We start from the raw sequence: 21,556 nt of genomic DNA, 5'->3' as shown, positions 1-21,556 counted from the left end.
TGAGGCTTAACCATACAACGCCAAACGCGTTTTATGTGATAGTGAAACAGAAGTTAATATGACTAAAGTAGATATTACTTAAGAAAGACTTAAAAAATATTATCAGATATTTTCCAAATTCAGTTAGTGCGCAGAAATACGTATTAACGCCCAAATTTGCTTGGTGACAATAGCGTTTTGGACCCACCTGACTCCATGCCGAACTCAGTAGTGAAACGAAACAGCGCCGATGATAGTGTAGCATTTGCTATGTGAAAGTAGGACATTACCAGGCTTCAAATTGTAGAAAGCCCGAATCTAACGATTCGGGCTTTTTTACGTCTGCAGAAAAGTAAAATACGTGCAATTAATACACACTCACATCAACACCTATCACGTAGGGCGGGCGAGCGCAGCGACTCCCGACGCTAGAATCACAGCAAAATCCCTTAATATCTCAGTCGGCCAATAAATTAGCATTTACTACGTGACTCTCCACCGCTGTGGGCACTATGACATTACACAAGCTTCACATTGTAGAAAGCCCGGATCTAACGGTTCGGGCTTTTTTACGTCTGCAGAAAAGTGAAATGCGCACAATTAACACACACTACATCAACACCTATCACGTAGGTCGGGCGAGCGCAGCGACTCCCGACGCTAAAATCATGAAAAATCTCCGCTCAGCAATGAATGCGCAGCATTTTCACTATGAGTCTCCACCGCTGTGGGCACTATGACATTATACAAGCTTCAAATTGTAGAGAGCCAACATCTAAAAATTCGGGCTCTTTACGTCTGCAGAAAGTAAAATGTGAACCAATAACGAACAATCAATGCCATAACATCATCGAGTAATTGCATTAAATACCTTCATGATGAAACTAAACCCGAAAGGTTCTCGTTTTTGAAAAGTGTAGTAAGGTTAAACGTAGGTGAATAGCGTACTACTTATTTAACTATCTTAATTCATATTTAATCTTTTTTACTTTCTATAAAAGCTAATTACTCTCATTTCCTTAGATAACAAATTTAATTTTGCTTTGTTACTGTCTTTGATTTAGGATCAAATCAGTTTAAAACCAAGAACTAACAGCCTGTGTATAGATTATTAATTAGCGCCATATCCATTTTATTTTGTTTTTCTGTGTCGGCAGTTGAAGTAGCTGATCTATATCAAGATATTTTAAAAGTGGATGACAAAACACGAGACACTCGATTAGCTGCGAGTCGTAAAGCTTTGCTCAATGTTTTAGTGAAAGTAAGTGGTGATGAAACTGCGGATCAAAATAAATTAGCGCAGCAACGTACTAAAGATATTTCTGATTATATGCTTAAGTTTGAATATGACGAGAGAGCAAATGGACAATTGAAACTCGTTGTTAAATTTGAAGCTCGAAAGATCAACGCGCTAATCAAAGAGTTAAACTTACCTTTATGGGGAGTACAACGCCCATTAGTCGCAATATGGTTAGGTATTGAAGACAATTGGCGCAGAGAATTAGTAACACAAGAAAGTTACCCGCAATTAGAGCAGTTAATTTATGACAAAGCAGGACGCCGTGGTCTGCCTGTCGTTGTGCCATTACTTGATTTACAAGATAGACGTTTAGTAGGTATTCCTGAGGTATGGGGTAACTTTTCAGAACCAGTAGAAGAGGCCTCTAGACGATACAGTGCTGAGCGAAGTATTACAGCAAGAATGTATAAAGAAGCGGATAGCGAAAATTGGATTTTAGATTGGCGTTTTACTAATGATGATCAATTTGATTCAAATAGATTAACGGGCGATAAGCAGCAAATAGTGAGTCAAATGATTGATACCTTAGCTCGAGGCCTTGCAAGCGAGTACGCTATTGATCCAAATGCTTATTATGAACAAGCCGCGGCCACGCTAACATTAAAAGGCACGCAAAGTTTTGTTGATGTTGAATTAGCAAAACAAAGATTATTGAACTTAAGCGTTGTTACGCAAGTTAATATTGTTCGTAAAACACCAGAATTTGTAGAATTTAAACTAAACCACACTGGTAACCTAAGCGATCTTAAAAAAGGGTTAGGGTTAGACTCCTCATTTAAAGATTATGAGGATCCACGCGCTTTTTATCATGTTGTTGATAAAAATAGCTTAGAGTATCAATGGATAACGCCATAATGCTAACTTCTGAGCCGATGCAAATGGCATTACCGGTTACCTTGCCGGATGACGAAACATTTGCATCGTACTTTGGTGGGGAAGATTCGTTAGAGGTTAACCATTTAAAAGATAGCTTTTCGAAGTTAGCTAAAAAGTTTCAGTATACTTATTTATGTGGGTTAGGTGATTCGGGTAAGTCTCACCTTTTGTATGCAACCTGCATTAAAGCACAAGAGCGTGGCTTATCTAATATGCTGCTGTCTATGCGCGAAGTAATTGACTTTGGACCTATGGTATTAGACGGTTTAGAAGCGCTTGATGTTCTATGTATTGATGACGTGCATTTAGTTGCAGGCAATGATGCATGGGAAAAAGCACTATTCAACTTTTTTAACCGGTTTAACGAACCCGGAAAAATGTTAGTAGTAACTGCCGATTTACTTCCTAGCATGCTTAATATCTCGCTGCCTGACTTAGAGTCTCGCTTAACGTGGGGAACAACCTTTCAAATTCGTTCTATGAGTGATGATGATAAAGCACAAGCACTTGTTAAGCGCGCTCATATGCGCGGCCTTGAATTAAGTGATGAGTGTGCACGCTTTTTACTAACCCGTTTAAGCCGTGATATGCGTGCTTTATTAGATGTACTCGACAAATTAGATCATGCATCTATGGCAGCACAGCGAAAATTAACTATTCCTTTTATAAAATCAACGTTAAAGCTGTAGTAGGTCTAGAATCTAGACCCTTCTTTCAGTTATCATAAGCTATTATCAGAGCGTGTTTACCTTTCCTGATTGGAATTTGTTTAACTTAAGAGTGCTTTAATCGCGTCGTGAGGACTTTAGCGTAGTATTTATATGCGAAACCCGAACAACAAAGAAAGTAGCCTCCGAGATAAACACTTCAAACTGCATGTGTTTGGTCTTTATTTAGCGTTATTGCATCACTTATGTAGGAAACTACAGTCCAATGCTTAACCTTATTTAATAACCAACCACACTGTTGTAAAGCAATCTTGAAAGGCCAACACGCTCTTAAGCAATCACCTTCTGTGAAAGGTCAGGTATCGAATGAACTTAGAAAACATATTAGCGCAAGCACTTAAGGCGGTAGCCAGTGCCAGTGAAATAGCGCAGTTAGAAGATATCAGGGTTAATTACCTTGGTAAAAAAGGCGAAATCACTAGCTTACTTAAAACGTTAGGTAAAATAGCACCTGAAGAACGTAAAGAAGCAGGCCAAGTTATAAACCAAGCTAAACAAGATGTACAAGCTGCTATCAACGAAAAGCGTGAGTTGCTAGCAAGTAAAGCACTTGAAGAAAAACTAGCTGCTGAAACTATAGATGTAACTCTACCAGGGCGTGTTATGCCTACTGGCGGTTTACACCCAGTTACGCGCACTATTGAGCGCATAGAAAGCTTTTTCGGTGAGTTAGGTTTTGAAGTTAAATCTGGTCCAGAAATCGAAGACGATTTTCATAACTTTGATGCGCTAAATATTCCAGAGCACCATCCAGCACGTGCTGATCATGATACCTTTTATTTCAATCCTAAGTTAGTACTACGTACTCAAACAAGTGGCGTGCAAATTCGTACTATGGAAACTGAGCAGCCACCACTGCGCATTATTTCACCTGGACGTGTATACCGTAACGATTACGACCAGACACATACACCTATGTTCCATCAGGTTGAAGGTTTAATGGTTGATACCGATGTTAGCTTTACTGAGCTAAAAGGTATTTTGCATGATTTTTTACGTAACTTTTTTGAAGAAGATATGGAAATTCGTTTCCGTCCTTCATTCTTCCCGTTTACAGAACCTTCGGCTGAAGTAGATGTTATGGGTAAAGACGGTAAGTGGTTAGAAGTACTAGGCTGCGGCATGGTACATCCAAATGTACTTAAGTCTGTGGGCATTGACCCAGAAAAATACACCGGCTTTGCTTTTGGTATGGGTGTAGAGCGTTTAACTATGTTGCGCTATGGCGTAAACGATTTGCGTGCATTTTTCGAAAATGACTTAAAATTCCTGAACCAGTTCCGTTAAGAGTGAAACAATAAAATGAAATTTAGTGAAAAGTGGTTAAGAGAGTGGGTTAATCCTGCTATTGATACGCAAGCTCTTTCGGAACAGCTTTCAATGGCTGGTCTAGAAGTTGATGGCGTTGAGCCTGCTGCTGCCAAATTTAATGGCGTAGTTGTAGGTGAAGTTGTTGAATGTGGACAACACCCAGATGCAGATAAACTGCGTGTTACCAAAATTAACGTAGGTGGCGATGAGCTACTTGATATCGTGTGTGGTGCACCAAATTGTCGTTTAGGTATTAAAGTTGCTGTTGCAACTGTGGGCGCTGTACTGCCTGGTGACTTTAAAATTAAAAAAGCCAAACTACGCGGCCAACCTTCAAACGGAATGCTATGTGCTTTTGTTGAGCTAGGTATTAGCGAAGAAGGCGACGGCATTATGGAATTGCCAAGCGATGCACCAGTAGGCACTGATTTACGTGACTACCTAGGTCTTGATGATAATATTATAGATGTTGATTTAACACCAAACCGTGGTGACTGCTTAGGTATAAAAGGTCTAGCACGCGAAGTAGGCGTTTTAAATAGTATTGACGTAAACGTATTAGATATTCCAGCTGTTACTCCAACAATTGATGACAAAGTATCAATTGAGCTAGTTAACGAAGATGCATGTCCTCGTTACCTTGGCCGTGTGATAAAAGGCATTAACCTTGATGCAGAAACACCACTTTGGATGGTTGAAAAATTACGTCGCAGTGGCGTACGTTCAATCGACCCAGTAGTTGATGTTACTAACTATGTATTACTTGAACTTGGTCACCCAATGCACGCGTTTGATTTAAATGCGATTGAAGGTGGTATTAAAGTACGTAGTGCAAACGCAGGCGAAGAACTTGTTTTATTAGACGGTAACACCGCTAAATTAAACGACACAACACTTGTGATAGCCGATCATAATAAAGCACTTGCAATTGCGGGTATTTTTGGTGGTGAGCAATCAGGTGTTACAGATAAAACATCTGATATATTACTTGAAAGCGCATTTTTTAATCCTGTAGCAATTGCAGGGCAAGCACGTAGCTACGGTTTACACACTGATGCTTCACACCGTTATGAACGCGGTGTTGATTTTGCTCTACAACACGATGCAATGGAACGTGCAACAGCACTTCTTCTTGAGATTGTGGGCGGCCAAGCAGGTCCAGTGGTTGAAGCTGTCGCAGCTGACAAACTACCAAAAGTGACTGAAGTACGTCTTCGCCGTGCACGTTTAGACCGTGTTATTGGGCATCATATTGAAGATGCTAAAGTAACCGATATTCTTACGCGTTTAGGTCTTGATGTTAAAGTAGAAAATGAAAGCTGGAGTGCGGACGTACCAAGCTACCGTTTTGATATTCGCATCGAAGAAGACTTAATTGAAGAAGTAGCACGTGTTTACGGTTACAACAGCATTCCAAATGTTGCACCAACTGCAAAACTTAAAATGACGACACATAACGAAGCAACTATTGCACTTAGCAAGTTCCGTAATACGTTAGTGACTCGTGGTTACCAAGAAGCAATTACATACAGCTTTGTAGACCCTAAAGCACAAGCTATTTTACACCCAGAGTGTAAAGCAATGGTATTACCGCACCCTATTTCAATTGAAATGTCAGCGATGCGTGTAAGTTTAATGCCGGGTTTATTAGCGTCTGTAGCGTATAACCAAAATCGCCAACAGCCTCGCATTCGTTTATTCGAACATGGTCTTAAATTTATAAGCGACGAAAGTGCAGAAAATGGTGTTTACCAAGTACCGGTTATTGGCGGCGTTATTACGGGTCTTGTAAATGGTGAACATTGGGTTGAAGAAAAACGTAACGTTGATTTTTACGATTTAAAAGGTGATGTTGAAGCCTTACTTGCAATTACCAATGACATTACTCGCTTTGAAATTAAAGCCGAGCAGTCAGATGGACTTCACCCTGGTCAATCAGCAGTAATATATGTTGATGGCAAAAAGGTTGGTTTTTTTGGTGCTTTACATCCTCAAGCTCAAAAGTCGTTAGATATCAACAACGCAACTTTTGTTTTTGAAATTGAAATGTCAGCAATAGAAAAAAGAAATTTACCGCAAGCAGAAGGGGTGTCTAAATTCCCTTCAAATCGCCGCGACATCGCGATTTTAGTGGCAGACAGCGTTAAATCTGGCGACATTTTAAGCGTGATCGAAAAAGTTGGCGGAAATCAATTGGTTGACCTAAACTTATTCGATGTGTATAAGGGCAAAGGTATTGAGCCAAATTATAAGAGTTTGGCGATTGCTCTAACACTGCAAGCGGTTGATAGAACACTCGAAGAGAAAGATATCAATCTAGTAGTTGATAACGTGGTGGCCGAATTGGCCGAACAGTTTAATGCATCGTTGAGGGACTAGATATGGCGCTTACTAAAGCCGACATAGCTGAACACCTATTTGAAAAGCTCGGGATCAATAAAAAAGATGCCAAAGATTTAGTTGAAGCGTTTTTTGAAGAAATCCGCTCAGCGCTAGAAAAAGGCGAGCAGGTTAAGCTCTCTGGATTTGGTAACTTTGATCTTCGAGACAAAAAAGAAAGACCAGGCCGCAACCCGAAAACAGGCGAAGATATTCCTATTTCGGCACGTCGCGTGGTGACTTTTCGACCAGGTCAAAAGCTTAAAACCCGCGTAGAAGTGGGCACAAGCAAAGCAAAATAAAAAAAGGCAGCGTAAGCTGCCTTTTTATTTGCCTGAATAACCTAGTTATTAAATTATACCAACCTGCATAAATATTTGATCAATTTAACGAATTAAATTGCACTATAACGTCGTTAAAAACGTTTTATTTACGACTGTATGGATGCAGGAGGTAGAGCAATGCAGGGAGCAATTGCCGAGAACAACTAGATACAAAAATTTTTGCCTAGTTATAGCGTAATTTCCTTAACGTTAAATAGACCCCATATATAAGCAGATTGGTATTAGGTTATTTTACGATTATAAATTAAAACTCTCGAGGAGATACAAAATCACCTGCCATTATTTGCTGAAATGTTTGCTCTGCAAGTACATCTAGGCTGTCTAAGCTTTTACCATTCGTTATTAATTGCTGCTCAATTTCAAACACGTCAATATTTTCAATCCCCGACATTTGCGCTACTTTAGAAAATATATATGCATGCTTAAATTTATCATGTTTATAAAAAAGACTAATAAGTGATGTATACACTTCAGGATTCGGTACGTTGTCTTTTTTATTGAGTTCTAAAGTTTTATAAAGCAAATCGATGGTTTTTTCATCGTCGAACTTAATATAGTACGATGCTAAAAAAAATTGCATTTCGGCACTTTGCGTTACACTTTTGTCATTTTCTATCGCCAATAATTTAGTCAGTGCGTTTTGGTTATTATTTCGTGACCATTGGTAGTAGAGCACACCTGGATGGTTCGTATTTTGGGTATCTTGATATAAGCGAGTCATTTCTTTAATGCTCGTTAATTGACCGTCAATACGTGACGTTTTTTTAGCTTTTAACTTAATATGTTCAATTTTGGCAGCCACAGTTATACATTGGTTATAGGATTCAAAGTCCTTGAGTAATTGGTATTTATTTTCATCAGTAGGGTCTTTGTATTCTATGTAACGTTTGATAATTACATCAGAACGCTCATCCTTGCAGTGACTGTCTTTGTTTAAGTCGCTACAAAAGCCAGGTGTTTCTTTGCACACTTGTGCGAGTGTCAAGGGCTCTTCACACCCTGTCAACGTTAGCAAACCCAATAGTACACTTGCTTTTTTAAGCATCCCTTAACCCCAAATGAATATCTACCTTGTTATTCTAACGCAATCATTTAACGCCTAACAGTAGAGAATAACTTCAGATTAAATTAGAATAGCCCAGCCTGAAGTGCATTACTCTCAAAATATAGTGCATTTTTAAAGGCTATCCGTTCAAAATGATAAACTTAGGTAAATAAAATGACCTCATCTCACGAGTTAGAATACACAAATAGTTGGCAAGAGCGCCAAGATTACGCAGAAAGCATGCAACCAATCATTGGTAAACTTTACCGTAATCGTGGTATCGAAATCGCTGTATATGGCCGTCCTCTCGTAAATGCCAGTACTATAGATATTATCAAATCTCACAAAACCGTTGCTCAGTTTGAAGGCACTAAATTACGTTTGCGTGAAAGCTTCCCATTTTTAGAAGCTATCAGCAAAATGGAATTAAACTCTGCACGCATTGATATTGGTAAACTTGCATACAGCTATTTGTTTACAGAAGCAGCTAAAGGCCGCTCAGTAGAAGAATTTGTAAAAGATGAACTTGCAGAAATAGCTGACTTACCAGCGAAAGAACCACGCGATGTTGTATTGTATGGTTTTGGTCGTATTGGTCGTTTACTAGCGCGTTTATTAATTGAAAAATCAGGTCCATATGCAGATTTACGTTTGCGCGCTATTGTTGTGCGTGGCGGTAAAGATGGCGATCTAGAAAAGCGTGCTAGTTTACTGCGTCGTGATTCAATTCACGGTCCGTTCAATGGTTCAATCACTATTGATAAAGAGCGTAATGCAATTAAAGCTAACGGTAGCTACATTCAAGTTATTTACGCCAACTCTCCTAGCGAAGTTGATTACACTCAATACGGTATCGACAATGCATTAATTGTTGATAACACCGGTATTTGGAAAGACGAAGCAGGCCTTGGCCAGCATTTAGAGTGTAAAGGCGCTGCAAAAGTATTATTAACAGCTCCTGCAAAAGGTAATATCAAAAACATTGTATATGGTGTTAACAACAAAGATATTTTACCTGAAGATAAAATTGTTTGTGCAGCAAGCTGTACAACTAATGCAATTACACCAACGCTTAAAGCATTAAACGATAAGTTTGGTATTAATAATGGTCATGTTGAAACTGTACACTCGTACACGAACGACCAAAACCTTATTGATAACTACCACAAAGCAGAGCGCCGTGGCCGTGCCGCAGCACTTAACATGGTAATTACTGAAACAGGTGCTGCAAAAGCGGTTTCAAAAGCATTACCAGAGCTTGAAGGCAAATTAACAGGTAACGCAATCCGCGTACCTACACCTAATGTGTCGCTAGCTATTTTGAACCTTAATTTAGCAACAAGCACATCAGTTGAAGAGCTAAACGCATTTTTACGCGATACAGCACTTCATTCAGACTTACGTGACCAAATTGATTACACCGCATCAACGGAAATTGTATCTACCGATTTAGTAGGTAGCCGTTACGCAGGTGTTGTTGATTCACAAGCAACGATTGTTGAAGATAACCGTATTGTTTTATATGTATGGTACGACAATGAATTTGGTTACAGCTGCCAAGTAGTTCGTTGTATGCGCGATATGGCCGAAGTGTCATTCCCAAGCTTACCTCGCTAATTTATTTGCAGTGACTTAAAAGCCAGCATGTTGCTGGCTTTTTTGGTCGTGTATTATTTTTAAAGCGTATGCCTTGTGATAGGCTTTAATTAAGAAAATGCACATTCGTTTTACTATTTACAAAATAATGTCAGTTCTGTGAATTAATAAGCAGATAAACTTATTCAACCTAAAGGTTTTTTCATGAAAATCAGCAGCAATTTCGACAGTGGTAATATCAAAGTTATTGAAGCCACCGATCCTTTAAATATTCAATTAGAAATTAATAAAGATCACCAGTCTGAATTTTATCAGTGGTTTCACTTTCGTCTTGAAACAACACCTTACCAATTGCATAAGTTAAATATTAATGAGCTTGATAAATCTGCTTACCCAGATGGTTGGGAAGGGTATCAAGCCGTTGCATCATATGACCGTCAAACATGGTTTCGTGTACCATCAAGCTATGAAAATGGCACATTAAGCTTTGAAATTGAACCAGAGTGCGGCAGCGTGTATTTTGCTTACTTTGCACCATACAGTTACGACCGCCATTTAGATTTATTGTCTTGGGCACAAAGCCAAGGCGCTTGCCAACTAATAACGCTCGGTGAAACACTAGATGGCCGCGATATGAGTGTGCTTAAAATTGGTGAGCCAAGTGAAGATAAGAAAAATATCTGGATCACAGCCCGTCAACATCCAGGTGAAACAATGGCGCAGTGGTATGTAGAAGGGCTATTGCACAAATTACTTGATGACGAAGACCCACACGCAGCTGCATTATTATCAAAAGCAGTATTTTACGTTGTACCAAATATGAATCCTGACGGCAGCGCACGCGGACATCTGCGTACTAATGCTAAAGGTGTTAACTTAAATCGTGAATGGCAAACACCAAGCATGGAAAATAGCCCTGAAGTTTACTTAGTACTTAATAAAATGCGTGAAGCTGGCCTAGATATGCACCTTGATATACACGGTGATGAAGCTATCCCGTATAACTTTGTTGCAGGCAGTGAAGGTATTCCAAGTTACGATGCACGCCTTAAAGGCCTAGAAGATAGCTTTAAAGCAGCGCTTTTAACTATTACTCCAGAGTTTCAAGATGAACATGGCTATCCAAAAGATGAGCCCGGCCAAGCTAACCTTACAGTAGGCTCATCAGCTACAGCTGAAGAATTTAAAGCATTAACGTACACAATTGAAATGCCATTTAAAGATAACAACGATTTACCAGATCCAGATTACGGCTGGTCTGACCGTCGTTCATATCAGTTTGGTCAAGATACATTAGCGGCTATTGTTAATGTTGTTGATAATTTAAGATAAAACGTTTATCTGAAGGGTATCAATAGTTTTGATGCCCTTTTTACTTTTAGTAAACCCCCTTTTACAAAAAATAATAATCATATAGCAACTTCATTTCAAAACGTTTTTAACGTTTCTTCGCGGCGTATCATCACCGTATCAGTACAAATCAATCTACTTTCATTTAAATACAACTGACGTGGTGCATTACAATAGCTACGTAATTAGATGTTTTGAAAATTAAGTGTTAACAAGGTTGGGGTACTTAAGTTAAGATTAATTAAATAATGAGTCGGGACGGGAAAGGTAAAACCTTATTTCGTGAAACTTATGTTGCGTAGTAGCTAAAGCTGAGTCTCGTAATTAAAAATAATAAATATAACTATAGAGGATATCCATGGAAGCTTTTGTAAGCGCTGTTAATGATGTTGTTTGGAGTAATGCACTCATCTATTTATGCCTAGGCGCAGGCTTGTTTTATTCAGTGTTAACTCGATTTGCTCAAGTTAGACATTTTAAAGAAATGTGTAAACTATTATTTAGTCCTAACACGTCAGATAAAGGTATCTCATCTTTTCAAGCCCTTGCAGTATCGTTATCTGGACGAGTAGGTGTAGGTAATATCGCAGGTGTTGCAGCAGCTATCGGTTTTGGTGGGCCAGGTGCTATTTTTTGGATGTGGGTTGTTGCTTTTCTAGGAGCAAGTACCGCATACGCAGAATCTACTTTAGGCCAAATTTATAAAACAGAAGAAAACGGGCAATATCGTGGTGGCCCAGCATATTATTTTGACCGTTGTTTAGGGCAAAAATGGCTAGCTGTGTTATTTGCTGTTTCGGCAATTATTGCCTGTGGTGTTTTTCTGCCCGGCGTACAAGCAAATGCGGTAGGTAATGCGTTTACCCAAGTATTTGGCGATGGAAATATGGTCACTACTAGCTTTGGTGACGTAGGCAGCTTTAAGTTAGTCGCATTGGCAATTATCCTTATTGTTTTAGCATTTATTATTTTTGGCGGTATAAAACGTATTGCTAACTTTACGCAAATTGTGGTGCCATTTATGGCGCTTGGTTACATAGTATTGGCACTAATCGTTGTATTTTTAAACTTAGATAAAGTGGGCGATATATTTTATTTAATTATTAGTGATGCATTTACCGCGCAGGCCGGTTTTGGTGCTGCTATTGGTTGGGGCGTCAAACGTGGTATATATTCTAATGAAGCAGGCCAAGGTACTGGGCCCCATGCAGCAGCTGCTGCAGAAGTAGATCATCCTGCTCAACAGGGGTTAGTACAAGCCTTTTCTGTTTATGTTGATACTATTTTTGTGTGTACAGCAACAGCGTTGATGATTTTAATAACGCAGCAATACAATGTTGTGGGTGAGTTACCAGCAGGACAGTTTATTGTACAAAATGTTGATGCAGCCACTGAAGTAGGCTCAGCAGCCTTTACTCAAATGGCTTTATTTAGTGTATTTGGCAGTTTTGGACAAGCATTTGTGGGTATTGCATTATTCTTCTTTGCCTTTACTACAATACTTGCTTATTACTTTATTGCAGAAACTAATATTGCTTACTTAAATCGTTATTTTAAAGGCAGTATTCCGCTTGTTATCGTGAAATTTGTGATTATGTTTATGGTTGCATACGGCATGGTCAACAATTCAGGTTATATTTGGACTATTGGTGATATTGGCGTTGGCTTAATGGCTTGGATTAACATATTAGGTATTTTAGCTATTTTCTTCGTAGCTAAGCCTGCTTTATTATGTTTAAGTGATTATGAAGAACAGAAGAAAAAGGGCGGAAAAATCATATTTGACCCAGTTAAATTAGGCATTAAAAATGCCACTTTTTGGGAAAAACGCCTAGCAAAACAGTCAAAAGACGCTGAGTAATTAAACTTAGTGAGTAACTTGGATGTTTATCGTTTCTAAATCACTTATTGGTTTAAATTCAAAAAAGACAACGAGAAATAAAACAAGTACAATAAAGGCGCCGAAAGGCGCTTTTTTTATGCGTAGTATGGAGAGAAGTATGGCGATTATTCGTTGCCCAAAATGTGCAAAATCAATTTCAGATAAACATAAACAATGTCCGCATTGTGAAAGTAACATTGCAGAGCTAAACGACGAGCAAGTTTTACAGCTTCAACGCGAACAGCGAATTAAAAAAAAGCAGATGTTTCTAAATCACTCCTTTTTGGCGCTTATCTTATTTTTAGGTGGTTTTTTCTGTTTGTACTTTTTACAACCGCAAGAAGAAACGCTTCAGTGGTATGCTTATACTGCCGCAATTGGCGTAGGTTGTATTTGGTATATTATAAACCGTATTATTTTAGTGACTCTAAAAAAGAAAAAATGACATGAATATCGACAATCTTGTACAAAATATTACTCCCGAATTATTCGAACGCTTGCAATACGGTGCTTCTACTGGCAAATGGCCAGATGGCACCGTTTTATCAGATGAGCAAAAGCAACAAACAGTGCAGTTGGTTATGTTGTATCAAGCAAAGGTGGCTCAATCTAATGAGCAATTTACGATTGGTGCTAATGGTGAAATGATCCAAAAGACAAAAGCTCAACTACAAAAAGAATTCAAATCAGACAACGAAATAGCTAGGTTTAGTGAACATGATCTTTAAGCACCTTTTTACACCGAAGTGGAAACACCCTAAGCAACAAGTACGTCTTGATGCTATCGAAAAATTAGACATTGAACGTGATGCAACCATATTAAACACGTTAGCACTTGAAGATAGCTCAGCTGAAATACGCCGCAAAGCACTACAAAAAGTAAACGATTTACCACTTTGGTGGAAAGCGTATAAACAAGATCAGGCATTAAAAGATATAGCAGAGCTGCAGATATCAAATGCTGTTTTAAATAGCGAAAGTGCACTAACACCGCAAATTAAAAATGAATACATTGAGCGCTTTGCGCCAGTAAAAACACTTGAAAAGTTAGCGTTTGCAGAAAAAGAGCTGCAAGTACGCGTTAAATTATTAAAACGTTTAGCAAATCCAAAACTAGTAGAAAAAGCATTTAAAGAAGGTAGCGAAGAGCTACAAACTCAATTAGTTGAACTTGTTATTACTCATCAATTAATTAAGCCATTAGTAAAACATGCAAAGGGTGGAGCAAAAACAGCACTTGAAACGCATATTGAAAATGAACGTCTAGCAATAGAAAAGCCACTTGAAGTAGAGGGTGCAACACGTATTATTTTAGCGAAGTTAAATGCTTTACGTGAAAAAACAGACTTTGGTGTTGTTAATCCACAAGCAGGCGAGCTAATGGCTCAATGGCAAGCACTTGAGCTTAAATGGTTAAGTGATGAGCGCGTTAAGCTGCTTGATGAAAAATATACTTCGATTACCACTAAGTTAAATGCACATATTGAGCAGTTAAAAGCAGTACACGACAAAGAGCAGCAACAATTAGCACAACAGCAGCGCCAATTGCTAGCCCTTGCAACGCTTGAAGCGTTAAGCGAGGAAATTGAAAATGCCTTACAACTTGGCCTTGAAACACCAGAGCAAATTCAACAAGATTGGCTTGATGCAAAAGTAGCGCAAGCTAAGCACGCTATTAGCGAAACAGAGCTTGCTAATAACACGCAATCAAAACTTGCTGTAAGTAAGTTAGAAAAGTTATTTACTCAAGTTGCTAAGCTACCTGAGCTAACCGCTGCCATTAAAGAGTACAAGCTCGCTTTTACAGCATTGTGTGAAATTAAACCAGCAGAAGACTTAGCGCAGTACGATGCTACTTTAACTGAGTTTAATAATGGCTTTAAAGCAGCGCGTAATCATTTAAATATTTTAGATGGCGCACTGCAAAGTACGTTTAAAGCACAGCTAAACGCGTATAAAAAGCAATTTTTAGCACCAATGAATGAGCTAGTTAAGCCGCTTGAAAAAAACCAAAGCCAAGCAAAACGTAAAGCACGTGATGTTAAACGCCTAATTGAAGAAGGCCGTTTTAACGTTGCTTTTGGCGTATTTAAAGGGTTTGAAGAATTATTTAATACCCTTACTGAACAATACCAACAGCCGCTTGTAAATATAAAAGCAGAGCTTGAAGCGCAACTTGCAGATGCTAAAGATTGGCAAAAATACGCTGCTGCACCAAAGCGTGAAGCCTTATTAGAAGAAGTAAGCGCATTAGTAAGCGAAGAGTGTACAGACCCACAACAACGTGCTGAGCAGGTAAAAGCGCTACGTAAACGTTGGAATGAGTTAGGTCGTTTAGATACAGACGAAGAGAAGCAACAAGGCATTCAGTTTGATGAAAAAATCGAGCTGTTATTTGCACCTTGTCGTAGTTACTTCGCAGAGCAAGAAGTACAACGCGAAGCATCTAAAGCACAACGCGAAAGTATTATTAGCGATATGTATGCACTTCATTTACAGCCTACTGCTGAGGATGATTTTGATTGGAAGCAATATGAAAGCCAATACAATCGTTTGAACAAAGCTTGGCGCAGTGTAGGTAAAGTTGATCCTAAAACATACCGTACATTAAATGACCGTTATAAAAATGAGCAACAGCAAGTACTGGCTTTATTAAACGCATTTCATAAAAGTAATGCTGCACTTAAAAATGAATTAGTAGAAAAAGCAGAGCAGTTGTCACAAAGTGATGATTTAGCCGCTGCATGCCAAGAGTTGAAGCAAATGCAGCAACAATGGCAAACCATTGGTTTTGCAGGTTTGAAAGCTGAAAATGCGTTATGGCAAAAATTTCGTCAATTTAACGATGAAACATTTACTAAGCGTAGTAGTGAGTTTGAACAGCAAAAACTTGAGCAAAACGAGTCAGATAAGCAAGCCGTTTCAGAACTTGCTGAGCTTGAAGCAGCACTTAGCGATGTAAATCAAAGAGCACAGTTGCACGACCTAGAAACAAAAGTGAAAGGGTATGCACAGTTTAGATCGTTAGCGCCAAAAGTGACTAAGCTACTAGCGGCCATTGAAGATAAACTTGCATTGCTTACAAGCAAATCAGAGCAAGCTAATTTAGATGCACTAATTACAGCACTTGAGAACAATGAAGCGTTACCAAGTCAGTACCAAGCACCGCTTAAAACAACATTAAATACTGAACAGCTTATTACGCGCATGGAAATACTAGCGAACGTAAGCTCAACTGATAAGTCACTTAGAATGGCAGAACAAGTAGCCATGCTAGATGACAAGCATCGTGGCGAACATGCTGATTTAAACTATTATTTAAAACAGTTACTAGCGCTCAGTAGCGGTTCAGTTGAACCTGACACACTAATGCGACTTAAAGCGATACTTGCAGCTTAATACACTAGGGCGTGTTGAACTTTCGTGGTTGAATTTGCAGCAGACTGTTTGGTATTTAGGCAAGGCAGAGTCTATGTAGTGTGGTTATTCCCCATAAATAGGCGATAACGCAGCATAAATGCCAAACATGCGCTGCCCTTTGGGTTCTTTCTAGGGTCGATTAACTCTTTGTTGCTCGGTTTTGACTTAGCCCGCTAGGTTACAAACCTCACGCCGCGATTAAATCGACCCTAGATTGAACAAATTTCAATCCACAAAGGTCAACACGCTCTAGAACCAGTTTAATATATACTGGTTAGTATTTTAATAAGCCGCTTTAATAGCGGCTTTTTTATAAGCATCATTACTTCATTATAAATAAAAGGGTTCTCATGAGAATTTTAGTTATTATTGCAGCGTTATTTTTAACTGCTTGTAATACCACGCAAGGCATATCAGTATATTCATTTACTAACTCAGAGGTTGAGTCTGTACTTAGTAAGCAATTACCAAAACTAAGTGAAAAAGTGAGCTTAATGGGCTTACCAGTTCAGTTTGATGTAAATGATTTGAGCGTAAACATTGGTCCAGAAAATCGTGATGTGGTTGTACTTGGTGCTGACACAAGCGCAGAAATTAACGCTTTTGCGTTAAAATACCCAGTACGTTTACAGCTTCAAATTGAAGGCAGCCCATTTTACGACAGTGAGAAAAATGCGGTGTTTTTACGTAATATTAAGTTACTTGATTCGAGTGTAGATGCCGGTGGTTTTAGCGGTAATTTAGGCGCACTTGATAGCCAAGCAATGGAAGTAATTAATGCCTTTTTAGCAGTAAATCCTGTTTATACATTAAATATGGACGATCCTAAAATGGTTTTATTAAGCAAGCTACCGCTTGATATACAAATTGTTGAAGGCGCAATTAAGCTAGTACCTAGTTTATAAGTAGATCGACCTACTTAAAATATACGTACTTATTAGCCTGACTCTCAGGCTAATAAGGTTTTAATATTATGGCGGCTCCTCGAACTGTTCCCACCTCTCGACTTTCTCGCTTTGCAAAATTAGGCTCACTAGCAACAGGTGTTGCAACCAACATGCTAGTTGATGGTGCTAAGAGCGCACTAACGGGCAAAGGTTGGGATAACAAAAGTTTATTACTACAACCTAAAAATATTGAAAAACTAGCTACACAGCTCTCACATTTACGTGGTGCTGCAATGAAGCTAGGGCAATTACTCTCAATGGATGCCGGTGACTTGCTCAGTCCTGAATTAGCTCAATTACTTGCTTTGCTACGCTCAGATGCCAACCCAATGCCTCATAAGCAACTTGTAGAGGTATTAAAAGAGCAATGGGGGGATGACTGGCTAGCGCGTTTTTCTCATATTGAATTAAGACCTTTTGCTGCGGCTTCTATTGGGCAAGTACATTTAGCTTATAAGGAGAATGGTGAGCAACTGGCTGTTAAAATTCAATATCCTGGTATTGCAAAAAGTGTTGTGAGCGATGTCGACAATGTTATTTCGTTATTAACGCTTTCTCGATTATTGCCAAAAGATCTTAATATTAAACCGCTTATTAGTGAAGCCAAAGCTCAGTTATTGGCCGAAGCTGATTATAAGCTGGAGGCTGATTATTTAACACGTTATAAAAATGCATTAGCAACTAATCCCCATTTTAAAGTACCTAACGTATATCCAGAGCATAGTACGCAGCAAGTACTTACGATGGAATATATAAAGGCTGAGCCAATTGAGAGTATTACAGAGCTACCTAATAAACAGAAAAGCTTTGTTGCAGCACAGCTAATTGATTTGTTTTTTAAAGAGATGTTTGAATTTAAACTCATTCAAACAGACCCTAACTTTGCCAACTTTCATTATCAGCTTGATACACAAAAAATTGTTTTGTTTGATTTTGGTGCAACGCGAGAAATATCATCTGAGCTCAGCCACGCTTATTTAGCCTTATTTAAAGCGGGCAGTGAAAACAACCGAGAAGGAGTGCTTCTTGCGGCTTCACACATTGGTTATTTTAAAAATGACTTGGTTGATGACTACAAAAATAACGTTATCGATTTATTTTTAATGGCATGCGAACCACTAAGAGTAAATGGTGAGTTTGACTTTAAAAATAGTGAATTGGCGCTAAAAATTAAAAATGCAGGGCTTGCTCTTAGCGCGCAATCACAGCAATGGCATACGCCACCGGTTGACGCTTTATTTATTCACCGAAAACTTGCAGGACTTTACTTAATAGCCGCAAGGCTAGGTGCAAAAATAGATGTAAAAACACTGTTTAAGCATTATTTATAGCGTTTTAATGAGCACTTAAGTGCATTTTAAGTAATGAGTGCGCTTAGTTTAAAAAATTGTCATAATGCTCGCGATATTTCGCGAGGTGCATTTATGATAAAACAATTTTTAAACGATCCTAAGTTATTGCTCAATGCAGTAGGTGAGGGCATATATGGTTTTGACCTATCGGGTAATGCTGTGTTTGTTAATCCTGCCGCTGAGCGCATGACTGGTTGGCGAGCAGAGGAGTTATTAGGTAAAAAAATACATCAATATCATCACCATACTCATGCTGATGGTACGCCTTATCCTGCGGATGAATGCCAAATATATTGCACCATGTTTGATGGAAAACGTCGTGAAGTTAAAAATGAAATTTTTTGGCGTAAAGACGGCAGTTCGTTTGCCGTTGAGTACACTTCAACACCGGTTTATCGAAATGATCAATTAATTGGTGCTGTAGCGGTATTTCGCGATATATCACTGCAACAGCAAACACAAAATGCGCTGCAAAACGCACTTGAGCAAGTAAAGCATTTAAGTGAGCAGCTAAAAGATGAAAACAACTACTTAATTGCAGAGCTTAACGAAGATTGGCAAGAATCAGGGCTAGTTGGACAAAGCCATATATTTCAAACCATGTTAGATCAAATAAAGCTGGTAAGTGAAACCGACAGTACAGTGCTTATACTTGGCGAAAACGGCACAGGTAAAGAGCTAGTAGCCCGTAACTTGTATCGGTTAAGTAAACGCAGCGAGCAAGCTTTTATTAAAGTAAATTGCGCAGCATTTACACCGAGTTTACTAGAGTCGGAATTATTTGGTCACGAAAAAGGTGCGTTTACAGGTGCAAATGAGCGTCGTAAAGGGCGCTTTGAACTTGCTGATAAAGGCACCTTGTTTTTAGATGAGATAGCAGAGCTGCCGCTTGAGGCGCAAAGTAAATTGCTCAGAGTACTACAAGAGCAAGAGTTTGAGCGCGTAGGCGGCAGTAACACACTAAAAGTAAATATTAGAGTGGTTGCCGCGACTAATCGCGATTTATGGGGAATGGTACAAAAGGGCACGTTTAGAATTGATTTGTATTATCGGCTTAATGTATTTCCTATAAAAGTGCCTGCTTTAAAAGATCGAAAAGAAGATATTCCTTATTTATGCGCGAATTTAATTACACAACTAAATAAACGACTGGGCAAACATTTAAAAGGGCTAAGTAAAAAAGCAATTACACAACTGCAAGCCTATGATTGGCCAGGCAACATTAGAGAGCTGCAAAATGTGCTTGAACGCGAAGCTATTTTATCTAATCAGGCTGTTTTACAGCTAAGCCAACCTTTACAAGCAGGTGGTGAAGTCGTTATTAACCCTTCGCTTACGCTCGATGAAGCACAAAAGCAGCATATAATCTCTGTTCTCGCGTTATCGCACTGGCAAATATCGGGAGATAAAGGGGCTGCCGTTAAACTGGGTTTGCCTGAGAGTACACTGCGCTCAAAAATGCGAAAACTGGGTATAAATAAAGATTAGCGAGAATTCGTTATATATCGCGCAATTCGCTTTATATCGCGATTGTTGTTTTTGTTTATTTTAATAAGTATATAAATATCAATAAGGTAACTTAAGTTTAAGTTTGGTCTGAAAGTTGCAATAGTTTGCTTAACACCGTCATAATAAAGCAAGTACTATGAAGTTTGATATTAAAGAAGAAGACATGATCATTAAGCCCTACAACAACGAAGGGCCAATTTATATCCGCGAGCAAAAAGGTTTTTTTCAGCGCATACGCCGTAATTTAGGCTGGTTGTTAATGCTAACTTTTGTTGCCATACCTTGGATCCAATACAACGGACAACAAGCTGTATTGCTTGATGTGGCAACACAAACATTTACTATTTTTGGTTTAACACTCCTTCCTCAAGATTTTATGATTTTAGCGCTGCTGTTTATGGCGGGTGCCTTTGCGTTGTTTTTTGTAACTAACTGGTTGGGTCGGATTTGGTGTGGGTATACGTGCCCTCAAACAATATGGATGCTCATGTTTTCGTGGGTAGAGCAGCGTATAGAGGGCACGCGAAATCAGCGAATAAAGCTAGATAAATCAGAGTGGACGCTAAGTACTTGGCGTAAAAAAATAACTAAACACAGCGCATGGATTGTTATTTCTATTTTAACTGCCACCTCGTTTATGGCGTATTTTATTCCGGCTAAAAGTTTGTATATGGAAATGCTTACGTTTGAATGGTCAGGTATTACAAGTTTTTGGGTGTTTTTATTCGCTTTTTGTACTTATGGAAATGCAGGGTTTTTACGCGAAAAAATGTGCACTATTGCATGCCCATATTCTCGTTTTCAGGCTGTTATGTTTGATAAAGATACGTTGCTTGTTACTTATGACAGTAAGCGAGGTGAAAGCCGTGGTCCGCGTAAGCGTAAAGCCGATCCAAAGGAGCTTAACCTAGGTGACTGCGTAGACTGTAACTTGTGTGTAGACGTATGCCCTGCAGGTATAGACATTCGAAATGGAATGCAATATGAATGTATAAACTGTGGTTTATGTATTGACGCTTGCGACGATACCATGGATAAATTTGGTTACGAAAAAGGCTTAATTAAATACGCGAGTGAAAAACAAATGGAAGGGGGGAAAACCAATCCATTTAGGTTAAAACTAGTAGGATACGGCGCATTAACGGCTTTGTTAATCATTTCTATGTTTGCATGGATGCTGCAACGTACTCCAATAGAAGCCTCGGTACTACGCGACAGAAATGCGCTCTACAGAGTGAACTATGAAGGCTTAGTAGAAAACCCTTACACACTCACTATTATTAATAAAACCCAACAAGCACTGCATTACAGCATCGCTATAGAGGGTTTACCTGGTGCAATACTCTCAAGCCCACGCTCTACACTTGTTCAACCGGGTGTTATGAAAAGCGTACCAGTGACCGTAACAGCCGATGGTTACGATATTGAGCGTAAAGTGAGTAAGCTACAGTTTATTGTAACGGCGCAAGAAGACGCCAGTATTACTATAACCAAAGACAGTCAGTTTTATAAAAACTAAGATTGATAAAGCTTCATAA

General features: G+C 38.9%; 16 protein-coding genes and 1 rRNA gene. 16 read left to right on the top strand and 1 reads right to left on the bottom strand.

What is annotated here, in order from left to right; translation table 11 throughout:
- Positions 1-159 precede the first annotated feature (159 nt).
- From rrf to ihfA, 6 genes are all read left to right on the top strand, one after another.
- Positions 160-274 (top strand): 5S ribosomal RNA (gene rrf, locus I6F50_RS06430).
- 804 nt (positions 275-1,078) lie between these two features.
- On the top strand, positions 1,079-2,134 hold the full coding sequence (locus I6F50_RS06425; protein ID WP_197119427.1) for a DUF2066 domain-containing protein: 1,056 nt from the start codon (positions 1,079-1,081) through the stop codon (positions 2,132-2,134).
- Positions 2,134-2,844 carry a DnaA regulatory inactivator Hda gene (gene hda, locus I6F50_RS06420; protein WP_007580342.1) on the top strand — a complete coding sequence of 237 codons (711 nt, stop codon included), beginning with the start codon at positions 2,134-2,136 and terminating at the stop codon, positions 2,842-2,844. The genes I6F50_RS06425 and hda overlap by 1 nt, the downstream gene beginning before the upstream one ends.
- 345 nt (positions 2,845-3,189) lie before the next feature.
- Positions 3,190-4,170, top strand: a complete 981-nt coding sequence (gene pheS, locus I6F50_RS06415; RefSeq protein WP_197175664.1) for a phenylalanine--tRNA ligase subunit alpha — start codon at positions 3,190-3,192, stop codon at positions 4,168-4,170.
- A gap of 15 nt (positions 4,171-4,185) precedes the next feature.
- A complete protein-coding gene (pheT, locus tag I6F50_RS06410; protein ID WP_002960691.1) occupies positions 4,186-6,573 on the top strand; it encodes a phenylalanine--tRNA ligase subunit beta in 2,388 nt (795 codons plus the stop codon).
- A gap of 2 nt (positions 6,574-6,575) precedes the next feature.
- The gene (ihfA, locus tag I6F50_RS06405) at positions 6,576-6,875 is read left to right on the top strand and encodes an integration host factor subunit alpha (protein WP_002960690.1); all 300 of its coding nucleotides are present in this window, start codon (positions 6,576-6,578) and stop codon (positions 6,873-6,875) included.
- A 286-nt stretch (positions 6,876-7,161) separates the two neighbouring features.
- Here ihfA and I6F50_RS06400 read toward each other — a convergent pair whose 3' ends face one another.
- A complete protein-coding gene (locus tag I6F50_RS06400) occupies positions 7,162-7,962 on the bottom strand; it encodes a DUF2989 domain-containing protein (protein ID WP_197175662.1) in 801 nt (266 codons plus the stop codon).
- Between the two features lie 174 nt (positions 7,963-8,136).
- Between I6F50_RS06400 and I6F50_RS06395 the strand changes: the two genes are divergently transcribed.
- From I6F50_RS06395 to ccoG, 10 genes are all read left to right on the top strand, one after another.
- The gene (locus tag I6F50_RS06395) at positions 8,137-9,579 is read left to right on the top strand and encodes a glyceraldehyde-3-phosphate dehydrogenase (protein WP_024593068.1); all 1,443 of its coding nucleotides are present in this window, start codon (positions 8,137-8,139) and stop codon (positions 9,577-9,579) included.
- A 183-nt stretch (positions 9,580-9,762) separates the two neighbouring features.
- The gene (locus tag I6F50_RS06390; RefSeq protein WP_010554015.1) at positions 9,763-10,890 is read left to right on the top strand and encodes a M14-type cytosolic carboxypeptidase; all 1,128 of its coding nucleotides are present in this window, start codon (positions 9,763-9,765) and stop codon (positions 10,888-10,890) included.
- Between the two features lie 376 nt (positions 10,891-11,266).
- Positions 11,267-12,769, top strand: a complete 1,503-nt coding sequence (locus I6F50_RS06385; RefSeq protein ID WP_197119429.1) for a sodium:alanine symporter family protein — start codon at positions 11,267-11,269, stop codon at positions 12,767-12,769.
- A gap of 139 nt (positions 12,770-12,908) precedes the next feature.
- Positions 12,909-13,235 (top strand): hypothetical protein, encoded by a 327-nt coding sequence (locus I6F50_RS06380; protein ID WP_024593065.1) that lies wholly within the window; start codon positions 12,909-12,911, stop codon positions 13,233-13,235.
- 1 nt (position 13,236) lies between these two features.
- The gene (locus tag I6F50_RS06375; protein WP_007378333.1) at positions 13,237-13,518 is read left to right on the top strand and encodes a YeaC family protein; all 282 of its coding nucleotides are present in this window, start codon (positions 13,237-13,239) and stop codon (positions 13,516-13,518) included.
- Positions 13,508-16,189 carry a DUF349 domain-containing protein gene (locus I6F50_RS06370; RefSeq protein WP_024593064.1) on the top strand — a complete coding sequence of 894 codons (2,682 nt, stop codon included), beginning with the start codon at positions 13,508-13,510 and terminating at the stop codon, positions 16,187-16,189. Before I6F50_RS06375 ends, I6F50_RS06370 begins: the two co-directional genes overlap by 11 nt.
- Before the next feature lie 371 nt (positions 16,190-16,560).
- Positions 16,561-17,115: a DUF1439 domain-containing protein gene (locus tag I6F50_RS06365; protein ID WP_165728869.1), complete on the top strand. Its 555-nt coding sequence runs from the start codon at positions 16,561-16,563 to the stop codon at positions 17,113-17,115.
- 68 nt (positions 17,116-17,183) lie between these two features.
- Positions 17,184-18,488: an AarF/ABC1/UbiB kinase family protein gene (locus tag I6F50_RS06360; protein WP_165739523.1), complete on the top strand. Its 1,305-nt coding sequence runs from the start codon at positions 17,184-17,186 to the stop codon at positions 18,486-18,488.
- Between the two features lie 93 nt (positions 18,489-18,581).
- Entirely contained in the window at positions 18,582-19,997 is a 1,416-nt protein-coding gene (locus tag I6F50_RS06355; RefSeq protein ID WP_165739521.1) for a sigma-54-dependent Fis family transcriptional regulator, read from the top strand.
- A gap of 157 nt (positions 19,998-20,154) precedes the next feature.
- Positions 20,155-21,537, top strand: a complete 1,383-nt coding sequence (ccoG, locus tag I6F50_RS06350) for a cytochrome c oxidase accessory protein CcoG (protein ID WP_197175660.1) — start codon at positions 20,155-20,157, stop codon at positions 21,535-21,537.
- The last annotated feature ends 19 nt before the right edge of the window (positions 21,538-21,556 follow it).

It is taken from the genome of Pseudoalteromonas sp. NZS127_1 (assembly GCF_015864295.1).
GTDB lineage: Bacteria > Pseudomonadota > Gammaproteobacteria > Enterobacterales > Alteromonadaceae > Pseudoalteromonas > Pseudoalteromonas arctica.
Note: the sequence above shows the minus strand (reverse complement) of the source record. Positions and strands in the feature narration are given on the sequence as shown.